The organism is Croceicoccus sp. Ery5 (assembly GCF_020985325.1).
Classification (GTDB): Bacteria; Pseudomonadota; Alphaproteobacteria; order Sphingomonadales; family Sphingomonadaceae; genus Croceicoccus.
Genome location: NZ_CP087587.1, coordinates 684798 through 698292, shown reverse-complemented (window position 1 = coordinate 698292; position 13495 = coordinate 684798). Strand labels below are relative to the sequence as shown.

General features: G+C 62.7%; 11 protein-coding genes. 3 read left to right on the top strand and 8 right to left on the bottom strand.

The genetic code is table 11. The features are described from left to right. Window positions 1–12 precede the first annotated feature (12 nt). Genes ispH through rnhA form a run of 3 tightly spaced genes read left to right on the top strand, consistent with a single transcriptional unit; the run spans window position 13 to window position 2484 of the window. Window positions 13–1011, top strand: coding sequence for a 4-hydroxy-3-methylbut-2-enyl diphosphate reductase (gene ispH / locus LOZ74_RS03320; protein ID WP_230292890.1), 999 nt, complete (start codon window positions 13–15; stop codon window positions 1009–1011). Between the two features lie 7 nt (window positions 1012–1018). Beyond that, on the top strand, window positions 1019–2005 hold the full coding sequence (locus LOZ74_RS03315; RefSeq protein ID WP_230292889.1) for a homoserine kinase: 987 nt from the start codon (window positions 1019–1021) through the stop codon (window positions 2003–2005). A 2-nt stretch (window positions 2006–2007) separates the two neighbouring features. After that, the gene (gene rnhA, locus LOZ74_RS03310; RefSeq protein ID WP_230292888.1) at window positions 2008–2484 is read left to right on the top strand and encodes a ribonuclease HI; all 477 of its coding nucleotides are present in this window, start codon (window positions 2008–2010) and stop codon (window positions 2482–2484) included. Between the two features lie 325 nt (window positions 2485–2809). Here rnhA and LOZ74_RS03305 read toward each other — a convergent pair whose 3' ends face one another. The 8 genes from LOZ74_RS03305 to LOZ74_RS03270 all read right to left on the bottom strand — a co-directional run bounded on the left by LOZ74_RS03305 (window position 2810) and on the right by LOZ74_RS03270 (window position 13477). Then, entirely contained in the window at window positions 2810–3523 is a 714-nt protein-coding gene (locus LOZ74_RS03305; RefSeq protein ID WP_230292887.1) for a superoxide dismutase, read from the bottom strand. 10 nt (window positions 3524–3533) lie between these two features. After that, window positions 3534–4796 (bottom strand): chromate efflux transporter, encoded by a 1263-nt coding sequence (gene chrA, locus LOZ74_RS03300; protein WP_230292886.1) that lies wholly within the window; start codon window positions 4794–4796, stop codon window positions 3534–3536. Window positions 4797–5029: 233 nt separating this feature from the next. After that, window positions 5030–6364: an MFS transporter gene (locus LOZ74_RS03295; protein ID WP_230292885.1), complete on the bottom strand. Its 1335-nt coding sequence runs from the start codon at window positions 6362–6364 to the stop codon at window positions 5030–5032. A gap of 82 nt (window positions 6365–6446) precedes the next feature. Then, window positions 6447–7055, bottom strand: coding sequence for a transmembrane anchor protein (locus tag LOZ74_RS03290; protein ID WP_230292884.1), 609 nt, complete (start codon window positions 7053–7055; stop codon window positions 6447–6449). Between the two features lie 24 nt (window positions 7056–7079). Continuing rightward, window positions 7080–7736 (bottom strand): HupE/UreJ family protein, encoded by a 657-nt coding sequence (locus LOZ74_RS03285; protein ID WP_230293798.1) that lies wholly within the window; start codon window positions 7734–7736, stop codon window positions 7080–7082. Between the two features lie 106 nt (window positions 7737–7842). Beyond that, window positions 7843–10998 carry an efflux RND transporter permease subunit gene (locus tag LOZ74_RS03280; RefSeq protein WP_230292883.1) on the bottom strand — a complete coding sequence of 1052 codons (3156 nt, stop codon included), beginning with the start codon at window positions 10996–10998 and terminating at the stop codon, window positions 7843–7845. A 14-nt stretch (window positions 10999–11012) separates the two neighbouring features. Next, complete coding sequence (locus LOZ74_RS03275; protein WP_230292882.1) at window positions 11013–12251, bottom strand: efflux RND transporter periplasmic adaptor subunit; 1239 nt, start codon at window positions 12249–12251, stop codon at window positions 11013–11015. Window positions 12252–12253: 2 nt separating this feature from the next. After that, window positions 12254–13477, bottom strand: a complete 1224-nt coding sequence (locus tag LOZ74_RS03270) for a TolC family protein (RefSeq protein WP_230292881.1) — start codon at window positions 13475–13477, stop codon at window positions 12254–12256. Between the last annotated feature and the right edge of the window lie 18 nt (window positions 13478–13495).

Below are 13495 nucleotides of genomic sequence, written 5' to 3'. Positions count from 1 at the left end.
AAGGCCTGTGTCATGGACACCCCGCATATCGACACGGCCCATGCCGTGAACGCCGACGCACCCGATACCGATGCGCGCCCTCCCCTGCTGGTGCTGCTGGCCGCGCCGCGCGGCTTTTGCGCAGGCGTGGACCGCGCGATCGAAATCGTGGAGCGCAGCCTCGAGAAATATGGCGCGCCCGTCTATGTCCGGCACGAGATCGTGCATAACCGCTATGTCGTCGACAGCCTGAAGGCCAAGGGCGCGATCTTCGTCGAAGAGCTGGACGAAGTGCCCGACGGCGTGCCCGTGGTGTTTTCCGCCCACGGCGTGCCGAAATCGGTCCCTGCCCATGCCGAACAGCGCGGCCTCGACTATCTCGACGCGACTTGCCCGCTGGTCAGCAAGGTGCACCGGCAGGCCGAACGGCAGGTCGAGGCAGGCCGCCATATCGTCTTCGTCGGCCATGCGGGCCATCCCGAGGTGATCGGCACATTCGGACAGGTTCCCGAAGGCGACATGACCTTGGTGGAAACGGTCGAGGATGTGGCAAAGCTGGAATTCGCCCCCGGTGCAGAGCTTGCCTTTCTGACGCAGACCACTTTGTCGGTGGACGATACGCACGCCATTCTGGAGGCGCTGAAGGCGCGTTTCCCCCAGATCGTCGGGCCCAAGGCCGAGGATATCTGCTATGCCACGTCGAACCGCCAGTCGGCGGTCAAGGTACTGGCCCCGCAGGTCGATCTGGTTCTGGTCATCGGCGGCGCGAATTCGTCCAACTCGCTCCGGCTGGTAGAGGTTGCCGAACGCCTCGGCACCACTGCCCGCCTGATCCAGCGGGGCGAGGATATCGAGGAGGGATGGCTTCACGGTGTCGGTGCCATAGGCCTGACCGCCGGCGCCAGCGCGCCCGAAGTGCTGGTGCGCGAAGTGATCGGGCGGCTGTCGCAATTCCGCTGTGTGGAAGAGCAGGTCGTGACCACGGCCGAGGAAAACATGATCTTCAAGCTGCCCCGCCAGCTGACCGACTGACGCGTTCATGGCCGTCTATACCCGCATCAACAGCGAGGACATGGCCGCGCTGGTCGCAGAATTCGGCGTGGGCGAGCTGGTATCCGCCAAGGGCATTGCCGAGGGCGTGTCGAACAGCAACTGGCTGGTGGAGACGCGCGGCACGCCCGATGCGGGGCGCTTTATCCTGACCGTTTACGAAGAACGCACCGACACGCGCGACTTGCCCTTTTTCCTGAACCTGCTCGACCATCTGGCGGCGGCAGGCTGCCCGGTCCCGCGCACTATTCACGACCGGAACGGCGCGGCATGGCGCACGATCGACACGCCGCAGGGCGAAAAAATGCTCGCGCTGATCGAATTCCTGCCCGGCGTCAGCGCCGACGATCCCAGCCCGGCACAGGCCCATGCGGTGGGCGCGGCACTGGCGCAGGTGCATCTGGCGGGGCACGATTTCGCGCAGACCCGTGCCGATGGCATGGGCCCCGACGCGTGGCGCGGCTTCGTCCGCGATTGCGCGGGCCGGTGGGGAGAGATCGATCCCGCGCTGGAGCAAGTTCCCGAACTGGTCGATTCCGCCATCGCCCGCTGGCCCGATGCGCTGCCAGTTTCGACCATCCATGCCGACCTGTTTCCCGATAACGTGCTGCTGGTCGGCAATGACGTATCGGGCATGATCGACTTCTACTTCGCCTGCACCGGCCCGATGGCCTATGACATTGCGGTTACCCATGCGGCATGGAGCTTCGCGCCCGATGGCCGCAGCTTTGACCGTTCGGTCGGCGATGCACTGCTGGCGGGCTATCGTTCGGTCCGCGTCCCCGGTGAAGCCGAACGCGCTGCCCTGCCCGCGCTGGCCCAGGCGGGCTGCCTGCGCTTTCTGCTGACCCGCGCCTTCGACCGGCTGAACACGCCTGCCGACGCGCTGGTCACACGCAAGGACCCGCTCGCCTTCCTGCGCCGGCATGAGTTCTATCGCCGGCAGGGCGCATCCATTTTCGATGCGCTGGACTGATCATGGCTGAAGTGCAGATTTTCACCGATGGCGCGTGCAAGGGCAATCCCGGTCCCGGCGGCTGGGGCGCGATCCTGCGCAAGGGATCGACCGAACGGGAAATGTCGGGCTCCGAAGCCGATACGACGAACAACCGCATGGAGCTGACCGCGGTAATCCGCGCCCTGTCGGCGCTGAAACGGCCCTGCCATGTCGAGCTGTATACCGACAGCAAATATGTGATCGACGGCATCACCAAATGGGTGTTCGGCTGGCAGAAGAAGGGCTGGAAGACCGCCGCGAAGAAGCCCGTTCTGAACGAGGATCTGTGGCGCGAACTGCTGGATGCCACACGCCCGCACCGGATCGACTGGCACTGGGTGAAAGGGCACGACGGCCACCCCGAGAACGAGCGCGCCGACCAGCTTGCCAGCAATGCGGCGCTGGCAGTCAGGGCCTGTGTCGCGGCGCCCATAAGTTGTCGAAACGACCCCCCATAAGATCTCAAATCAGAATGGTGGCCCCTTCAGATGGGCATTTTTTCCACCAGACTAATCGGACGTTGAGCGCGTCGATGGCGAATGATGATGGTGAATAAAGTCGCTGAGATCTGCGAAATAAAGCGTCAGCAATGTCGGACGATCCGGAAGGGCAGGTTTTAGGAGGTAAGTATAGGATAGCAGACATTCCTATGCTACCTGATTAGTCAACCGAGCGCCCTGATCTGGCCAACTTTGCTCTTATGACTAATGTCGGCGAGCTGACCGCTTGCTCGCAAAATCGGCTGGCTACCAATTGCCATGCCCGCACACGCTATGCGCCAAGTCAGCCGATGGCAGCACGAAAGCGCGCATCGATCACCTCCCAGTCGAGGTTGGCCATGAACGCATCGATATATTTGGCCGCCTGCGTCCCGTAATCCATATGATAGCTGTGCTCATACATATCGAGTGTGATGAGCGGTGCGCTAGTTACCGCGCCATGCATATGGTCCCAGGCCCAGTAATTGTGGAGCGAGCGGGTGTGCCGGTTCCAAGTGAGCACGCACCAACCCGATCCGCCCGCGAGCGACAGTGCGGTTCTACGGAACTCCGCCTCCCATGCGTCAAAGCTGCCAAACGCAGCGGCAAGCGCATCGCGTATGCTGCCTGCCGCCTTCCCGTTGCCGCCAAGTGCGTCGAAATATAGTTCGTGCAGCACAACCGAACCGGTGCGGTGCAATTCCTCGCGCTTCAAACCCGAGTAGATGACGTTGGGGAAATCCTTGTCCGCCATTGCCGCCGCAAGGCGGGTTTCGACCGCGTTCAGGCCCTTGACCGAGCCTTGGTAGTTGTTCTCCCAGTGCGACAGGATCAGCTTCTCCGAGAGACTCGGCAGCTTCGCCGGATCGAAACGCAGTGGCTTCGGCTTGTGATTGCCCGCAAAGGCAGGGACCAGCGTCGGCGACACTGATTGCGCTTGCGACTTCCCGGCCAATGCGGTTCCCGCCGCACCGAGGATTGCCGTTCCAATTGCACCTCGCCTTGTCAGATCTTCCATGATCGGCTCCTCAAGAAAGGACTTCGATCAGCAGTCCGATCCCCGCGCACACAGCGAGGACGCGGATTACCGGCCAGTGCAAGGCGAATACCAGAAGAAGTGCCATCGCTGCCAGCAGGCCAGCGCGCCAGTCGAAACTGGTCCACTCAGGCAATTGGAGGTGCAGCGGACCGATCTGGATATCGTCAACGCGTGCGAACAGCACGTGTAGGGCGAACCACAGGCTGAGATTGGCAATCACGCCCACCACCGCCGCCGTCACCGTGGCAAGTCCGCCCTTCAATCGCGCCACATTGCCCAGCCGGTCGATCCACGGGGCCAGCGCGAAGATCCACAGGAAGCATGGCGCAAATGTCACCCATGTCGTCAATCCTGCGCCGAGCAATCCGGCGACCACCGGTGAAAACGGCTCAGGGGTGCGATAGGCGGCGAGATAGCCGACGAATTGCGTGACCATAATTAGTGGCCCCGGCGTCGTTTCGGCCAGACCGAGCCCGTCAGCCATCTCGCCTGGTCGTAACCAGCCGAAGCCTTGCACCGCTTCCTGTGCCATATAGGCGAGCACAGCATAGGCGCCGCCGAAGGTGACCACGGCAAGCTTCGAGAAGAACGCGCCGATGTCCCACAGCACGTGGCCACGCCCCAAGGTAAGCGCGATCACCACCATCGGCAGTGCCCAGATCGTCCCCCAGATCGCGACCGAGACGAGGGTTTCGCGCCACGGGCGAGGCCCAACGTCAGCGTAGGCGGTGCCCTGCTTGAGTGCGAGCCAATCGGGCCGGAGTTTTACGACGATCATTCCGATCCCGCCTGCGCCGAGCACCACCAGTGGGAACGGAAGTGCCAGCATAGCAAGCGCGACAAACGCGGTGACAGCGACGATCCGCTTGAACCCCGTATCAAGTGCCCGCCCCGCGATGCGTAGCAATGCTTGGAGAACAATCGCCAGAACGGCTGCCTTCACCCCGATGAACAATGCAGCGAACCAGTCGAGGTTCGCCGCCACAGCATAGAGCATCGACAGCAGCAGGATTACAATCGCTCCGGGGATCACAAAGAGCAGTCCCGCGGAGAGCCCACCGCGCCATCCGTGTAGCCGCCATCCGATCCAGGTTGCGAGTTGCTGCGCCTCCGGTCCGGGCAAAAGGTGGCAGATGTTGAGTGCGTGGAGGTAATCGGCTTCGCTGACCCATCCACGCTCCTCGACCAGCTCGCGATGCATCAGCGCGATCTGGCCTGCCGGACCGCCAAAGCTGAGCAATCCAATCCGCATATAGACGCGAAGCGCCTCTCGGAAAGAAGGATGGTAAGCACTAGGGTCGGTCACAGGCACCTCGCAACAAGGACCGCGCCAAGGGGCACGGTGACGAGGCAACTCTTGGGCACATGGCCTGACCGGGAGGTTGCGATATCCCGCTTGGCAAGGCTAGCAACGATTTGATTGTCAGGGAAGCGTGAACGGGAGCGCGTGTGTTCGCGGCTCGCAATCAAAATGCCGGATGGCTATCAAACCCTGCCCGGCCAACTGCTATGCAGATCGTCGATGACGAAATCATGCCGATGTTCGGTCTCACCATGTTCCAATAGGTGCGGATGCCCCGCCGCAAGTTCCGGATGTTCGTGAGGCAGATCGCTCTGATCACGGACCGGCCAAAGCCGGAAACCAAGCACCAACCCGATCCCTGCGATTGCGGCAAGCAGCAGGAATGCCGCCGTCATTCCGAAATGCGCGCCGATCTGGCCCGCGACCGGATAGGCGACCAACCAGCAGACGTGGCTCAGTGCGAATTGGGCAGCAAACAATGGTGGCCGATCCTCATCGCGTGACGAACTTCGTAACAACCGTCCACCGGGAGTGACGCATAACGCATAGGCAAAGCCCATCACCAGCCAGCCGGCTAGCAGGAACGGCCACAGGCTATGCGAAGAAAGTCGAGACAGCCCCAAACCGAAAGCCAATAGCACTGCCGAGAGGACCGCGGCTCCGGCAAGCATTGCGGATCGTTCGCTCATCGTCTTGAGGGCGCGTGGCAAAAAGAGGGCGGCCATCATCGATCCGCCGCCATAGGCCGCCAGTGCCAACGCGACATCCTCTTGCGAACGCCCCATCCCCTTCACGATCACCACGGTGTTGACGATGACCATGGCGCTGCCCGCAGCTGCGGCCAGTGTGACTGCCAGCAGGCCGACCAGGCGCGGTGTCTTCAAATATATGCGCGCGCCTCGCGTGGCTTTGTGCCACGCCCCCTCTACTGCCCTTGTCACGACACGCCGGTGTGGCAGCGAAGTCGTGACGACTAACGCGGCCGAGGTGAAAAATCCAATGGCGGTGCCGCCGAACAGCCAATGAAAGCTGATCACGGTCAGAAGCGCTGCGGCCAGCATCGGGCTCAGCAGGCTCTCGAGATCATAGGCCAGACGCGATAGAGAAAGCGCGTTCGTATATTCCTCTTCATCCGGCAGGATTTCGGGGATCGTCGCTTGAAACGTAGGGGTGAACGCCGCGGACGCCGACTGAAGCAGGAAGATCAGTACGTAAATCTGCCAGATGGCATCCACGAACGGCAAGACCAGCGCGACAGCGGCCCGCATCAAGTCCATCGCGACCAGCAATCCCTTGCGAGGGAGACGATCGGCATAAGCGCCGACCAACGGCGCTATACTGATATAGGCGATCATTTTGATGGCGAGCGCCGTACCGAGGACCGCACCCGCATCGGCACCAGCAATGTCATAGGCAAGCAGGCCCAGCGCAACCGTGGCAAGCCCTGTCCCCGCAAGGGCGATGACCTGCGCCAGAAACAAATGGCGGTATGTCCGGTGGCGCAAGATCGCAAGCATCACAAATTCCTCTCGAACGGAAACGACTGCCGGGACCGGATGATCCGGCCCCGACCGTGTGGTGATGCACCGTACGCGCCGGTCAGAGCACCTTGCTGATGTCGCTGTATGCTCCGTCGGTGCGAAGCGTGATGGTGACGGTGCTTGCCGAACGGTTGCGCCAATACCAGCCGTGCTTTCCGTCAAACGCAGCAACCAGAGTGCCTTCCTCGCCTGTCGAGTTCCTGCCCTTGCCATAGCCGTGGTAGTCGATGCCCGGCGCATCTGCATGGGTGTCGAAATTGACGGCACCACCGGCGGTCGACCATTCGAACGCCATACTCGCATCCTTGGCCATGGACGCCTTGATTTCAGCCGCCTGGCCGGGAGCAAGCGTCAGTTCCGTAACATCGGAACGGCTGCCGACAGTTGCCGGTTCAACGCCGGCCGCTGGCGCTGAGCTGGCAGGGGCAACGGTAGCCTCAGCCAAAAGCGCGTCCGCTGCGGCTTCTTGTGCAAGCTGCTCCTTGATTTCGCCCATCTGGGTGAAGCCAAGGGCCTTGCCGACACCGGTAGGATCGATGGCATATTCAGCCGGCAGGACAACCGTAACCAGGATCGCTCCTGCGGCGACAAAAGCAAACGCCGACGCACGCAGCAGCTGGTTGGTAGTTGGCAGATCGTCCGCCGAAGGGCGCTGTGAATTGAACATCAAACTTCTCCGAAAAATTCTGAACTAGGCGACGGCGTAGCCGACGAGCTGATAGCCCGCGAGAATCAGGCCGGCGGTCATGAGGAGGGTATTTGCGGCAAACGCATGCCGCATGAAGCTGGTGGTCTTGCGCCAATATCCCATGATGATGAGGATCGCGCCGAGAGCCAGCAACTGGCCCATTTCAACGCCGACATTGAACGCGAGAAGGTTGGGAATGAGACCATCCTGCGCGATCTCGAATTCGATGATCTTGGTGGCGAGGCCGAAGCCGTGAAAGAAGCCGAAGACCAGCGTGGCGATCTTTGTGTTCGGCTGAAATCCGAACCAGCGCTGGAATGCGCCCAGATTGTCGAGAGCCTTGTAAACGACCGACAGGCCGATGATCGCGTCGATCAGATAGGCATTGGCCGAAATCCCGGTCAGCACACCGAACAGCAGCGTGGTCGAATGCCCGATGGCAAACAGTGTCACGTAAATGCCAACGTCCTTCAGGCGATAGAGGAAGAAGATCACGCCGAACAGGAACAGCAGGTGATCATAGCCCGTCACCATGTGCTTCGCGCCCAGATAGATGAACGGCAGGATCTGGATGCCGCTCGTTTCCTGAATATAGCCCTTGTCGCCTTCCGCGACATTATGGGCCCATGCATCGACGCCAGAGCATAGCAGCAACAGCATCACTATGGCGGCGAACAGATATCGTCCTCTGACATCGTTTACCCTGCTGAGTATGGGTATTTGCATCAATCAAATCTCCGTTTGAATTTGGGTACGAGATGAAAGTTTAGCTGGCCGGGAACTCGGCCGTTTCGGATGATGAAGTGGCGGCAGGTTCCGCGTCGCGCCCTCGTACCAAGCGATAAAGGGCCGGCAGCACCAGCAGGGTCAGGATGGTCGAGGAAATGATTCCTCCGATCACCACGGTCGCCAGCGGTCGCTGCACCTCTGACCCAAGGCCGACGTTGAGCGCCATGGGCACGAAGCCGAGGCTGGCGACCAGCGCCGTCATGAGCACCGGGCGAAGGCGCGCCAGCGCGCCTTCGCGCACGGCTTCCTCCAGTGGTTTACCCTCGTCCATCAGCTGGCGGATGAAGGTGAGCATCACCACGCCGTTCAGCACCGCCACACCCGACAGCGCGATGAAACCCACGCCTGCCGAGATCGAGAACGGAATGCCCCGCAGCAGCAGCGCCGCGACCCCGCCGGTCAGCGCCAGCGGCACGCCGGAGAACACCACCGCCGCATCGCGGGCCGAGCGGAACAGCGCGACCAGCAGGCCGAAGATCAGCGCCAGTGCCAGCGGCACGACGATCTGAAGGCGCGTGGCCGCGGACTGCAGCTGCTCGAACGTGCCGCCGTAGTCGATCCAGTAGCCTTCGGGCAGCTCGACTTGGGCGTCCACCTTCTCGCGCAATTCGGCGATGAAGGAGCCCAGATCGCGTCCGCGCACATTGGTCGTGACGACCGCGCGGCGCTTGCCGTCCTCGCGGCTGATCTGGTTCGGGCCTTCGATCCGCTCGATGCTGGCAACCTCGGCAACTGGCACCGAACCGCCACCGGGCAACGGGATCGGCAGGCGTTCGAGAACCTGTGCGTTCTCGCGCAGATCCTCCGGCAGGCGAACGACGATATTGAAGCGCCGGTCACCTTCGAAAATCTGCCCCGCAGGCGCGCCGCCAATGGCGGTAGAGACCACGGTCTGCACATCATCGACGTTGAGCCCAAGCTGGGTCAGCCGCACCCTGTCCGGCACCACCTGAATGAAGGGAAGCCCGGTCACCTGCTCGGTCTGCGCATCCTCCGATCCTTCGATTGATGTGACGACACCCTCGATCTCGGCGGCGGTGGCGGCAAGCTGGTCGAGGTCGTCGCCATAGACCTTGATCGCCACATCGGCGCGCACGCCCGCGATCAGCTCGTTGAAGCGCATCTGGATCGGCTGAATGAACTCATAGCGCGAGCCGGGCACCTTCTGCACTGCCTCGTTCAATTCGGCCACCAGCTGCACCTTGGGCTTCCTCGGATCGGGCCACTCGCTGCGCGGCTTCATAATGATGAAGGTATCGGCGACCGATGGCGGCACCGGATCGGTCGCCACATCGGCGGTGCCGATCTTGGCAAAGACCTTGTCTACTTCGGGGAAGGTTTTGATCGCGTCCTCCACCGCCGATTGCATCGAGATTGCCTGCGACAGGCTGGTGCCCGGAATGCGCAGCGCGTGCATGGCAACATCGCCCTCGTCGAGGTTGGGAATGAACTCCGACCCCAGACGCGTTGCCGCAAGCCCCGACAGCACGACCAGCGCCGCCGCCCCTGCCAATACAAGCTTGCGCTGCCGGATCGCCCAGTCGAGCAAGGGGACATAGCGCGACTTCGCCACGCGCATCACCCGGTTCTCCTTCTCCTCGACCCGGCCTGTCACGAAGGTGGCGACCGCGGCGGGCACGAAGGTCAGCGAAAGGATCAGCGCCGCGGTCAGCGCCATCACCACGGTGAGCGCCATGGGATGGAACGTTTTTCCTTCCACGCCCTCCAGCGCGAAGATCGGGACATAGACGATGGTGATGATGAGGATGCCGAACAGGCTCGGCTTGATCACCTCGGCAGAGGCGCTGGCGGCGAGCCTGAACCGCTCGTCACGATTGAGCAGACGTCCCAGCGAATGTTGCGCCTGCCCGAAACGGCTGAGGCAGTTCTCGACGATGATAACCGCGCCATCGACAATCAGGCCGAAGTCCAATGCGCCAAGGCTCATCAGATTGCCCGACACATCGCTCTCGACCATGCCGGTGATGGTGAGGAGGAACGACAGCGGAATGACCGCCGCCGTGATCAGCGCCGCGCGTATATTGCCCAGCAGCACGAAGAGCACGACGATGACCAACATCGCCCCTTCGGCCAGGTTCTTCTCGACCGTGCCGACGGTCGCCTCGACCAGCTTCGACCGGTCATAGACAGTGTTCGCGATCACACCGCCGGGGAGCGAGCGATTGACCTCTTCCAGACGCTCGGCGACCGCCACGCTGACGTCGCGGGCATTCTCTCCCACCAGCATATAGATCGTGCCCAGCACGACTTCCTGCCCGTCCTTGGTGGCTGCGCCGCTGCGGATTTCGGAGCCGATGGAAACGTCGGCAACATCGGCGATGCGCACCGGCACGCCATTGCGCCACGCGACGATGATGCCCGCAAGATCGCGCTCGCTCTCGGCCTGACCGGGCACGCGGATCAGGAACTGCGAACCCGACCGTTCGACATAACCGGCACCGACATTGGCGTTGTTCTTTTCGAGTGCAGAGATGACGTCTTGCGCCGTGATGCCGAAACCGGCGAGCCGTTCGGGCAGCGGCGAGACGACATATTCCTTGCGATACCCGCCAACCGAATTGACCTCGGTCACACCCGGCACGGTGCGCAATTGCGGCCTGACAACCCAGTCATGCAGCGTGCGCAAGTCCTGCGCGGTATATTGCGTGCCATCGGGCTTCACCGCCCCCGGCTCGGCCTCGATCGTATACATGAAGATCTCGCCAAGGCCGGTAGCGATGGGGCCAAGTTCAGGCTCGACCGCCTCGGGCAGGTTCGACCGCACGGCCTGAAGCCGCTCGTTCACCAGCTGGCGCGCGAAATAGATGTCGGTCCCGTCCTCGAACACGACCGTGACCTGCGACAGGCCATAGCGAGAGACCGAGCGGGTGTATTCCAGCCCCGGCAGCCCCGCGATGGCGGTCTCGACCGGAAAGGTGATGCGCTGCTCCGCCTCCAGCGGAGAGAAGCCGGGTGCGGAGGTGTTGATCTGCACCTGCACATTGGTGATGTCTGGCACGGCATCGATTTTCAGCCGCCCGAAGTTCCAGATGCCCAGCGCCGCCAGCAAAAGCACGGCCACCAGCACGGCGATGCGCTGCCGGATCGACAGCTCTATGATTTTCTCAAGCATGATCCGCGCGCCCCTTAATGGTCATGGCTCGCGCCGGACTTCTCGATGTCCGCCTTGATCACATAGCTGTTCTCAGCCGCGTAGACGGTGCCCGGCTTGATGCCGCCCAGCACTTCGGTCCACTCCGGCCCCTCCTGCCCCAGTTCGAGCATACGCACCTCGTAAGTCTCGCCGATCTTGGCGAAAACGACGCGGAAATCGCGGAACTGCTGGATCGCATCGGTGCGCACGGCCAAGGGCACGGTGCGCTGGTCGATGGTGACCATCCCGCGCACCGCCATGCCGGGACGCCAGTATTCATCGCGATTGGGCAAGGATGCGCGCGCGGTGATCGACTGGCTGCTCATGTCAGCCAGCGGCAGGAAATCGCGGATCGTGCTGCCCTGCGAACGCTGCCCTTCAAGCCCGCTGATCTGCACCGGCTGGCCGGATCGGATCTTTTCCATGTCACGCGGGAATACCGGGAAGGTCGCCACGGTGCGCGAGGGGTTAGCGATCACGAACAGCGGGCTTTCCCCCGCGATCGTGCCGACATTGGCGTTGCGCTGGGTGATCACGCCCGCAATCGGCGCATAGATCGAATAGGTCTGGAGCGAATAGCTGCTCTCAACCTTGGCGAGTAGCGTGCCCTTGGCCACTGCATCGCCGACGTTCCTGTGAACCGAGACGACCGGGCCGGGAAACTTGGCGCCCACTTCGGCGCTACCCGACGGGTCGATCTCGACCCTGCCGATCAGTTCGACGGTCTCCCCCACCTGTTGCGGGCCGACGGTTTCGGTCGTGATCCCGGCGGCCTGCGCCGCGGCATCGGAAATGGTCGCGCGGCCTTCATAGGATGCGAAATCCCATTGGTGGTTGCGGCCACCTTCGCTCGCCGCCACCGACACGTCGAAACTGTGTGGTTCGACCAGCGTGGCCTGTCCGCGCAGGAAATCGTCCTGCGGCTTGAAGCTGAAGGTCGTCACCTCGCCGTCAAGGCGCTTGATCGTGACGCGTGCCTGCACCTCTTGCGGCTCGACAGGCTTGTCGTCGCGATAGGCATAGAGGCGATATTCGGGCGGCACGCCGTCCTCGAACACGGTCACCTCGATGGCGAAACCCTCGTCACGCAGCATACGGCCATTATGCGGTCCGCGCTCGTAATCGGCGGCGGTTGCTTCGCCTTCGGCTTCGGTCGGCGTTTCGGCGCTTTCGCCGCAAGCCATCAGGGGCGCGGCCAGCAGCAGGGCGGAAATCAGATGAAACTTGCGCATGGTCAGTTACCCCCAACAAGACCCGCAAACCGGCCGGTCAGCCGGTCCAGTTCGATCCTGGCAAAATGATATTCGGTCAAAGCATCCACGAAGCGGACGCGGGCAGCGTGCAAAGCGGTCTGCGCGGCCGAGACATCGAGGAAGGTGAAGCCACCGCGACTATAGCCTGCGCGCACTTCCTTCAGCGTCTGCTCCGCGCCGGGGACGACCTTGTCCCGGATCGCTTCGGCCTCGTGCCGGGCTTCCTCCACCCGCTCGACCGCAAGGGCGAGGTCGCGCCGGCGCTGATAGCGTTCGACGGCAAGGTCGGCTTCGACCTGCCGCTGCTCGGCTGCTGCGCGCTCCATGTTGGCCCTGTTCAGCGCGCGGTTGGCAAGGGGTAATGAAACGCCGGCTACCACCGCGACATCGCCGGTGCCGATATAGCGCGGGCCCGCGAATAGGGTGGGATCGGTGGAGCCATTGGCCTCTTGAAGACGAAAATTGGCGTCGGCCCGCTGACGCCTAGCCTCGAACAGAGCGAGGTCGACGGAGCTGAGGTCCGAACCGGCCCCGACGGGGGAGGACATGTTCAGAAACCCCTCCGACGCGATCTCGGCATTCGCGGCATCAATTCCGGTCAGCAGGGCCAGACGTGCTTTGGCCGCATCCCGCGCATGCTCGGCCAGTTCAAGATCGACCTCAGCCTCGGCCAGCTCAGTCCTTGCGCGGGTTCCGGCAAACAGCGGATCGCGGGCCTCGTCGACGCGGCGCTGGACTTCCTTGCGCAGCGTTTCAGCAATCTCGACCCGGCTCTTCGCCAGTTCGATGTTCAACGCCGCGGCCTGCGCCTCTACATAAAGCTCCTGCACGTCCTGCGCGAGGTCGAGCCGCCGGATCAGCGCCTCGGCCTGCGCGATCCCGATCTCGCCCTCGGCTAGCCGGATGCGCGCCTGACGTTTGCTGCCGCGTTCGAGCTGTTGGTGATAGGTCGCATCCACCTGGAACTGGTCGAATCCGGCCGTGCCGATATTCTCGACGGTACCCTCGATGGTGGGGGCAGGACCGGTATCGGCAGCATCGCGCGCGGCGTTGAGGCCTTCGATGGTCGCAGCCGTCGCCTCGACTTGTGGCGAGCCGGCGATTGATGCGCGGATGGCCTCTTCAAGTGTCAACTCCTGTGCCTGAACGGCACTGGTAGACAGAAACGTGACCGCCAGCAAAGCGGCACGCGTAATCGCGTTCATTATGGAAACTCCTGAACT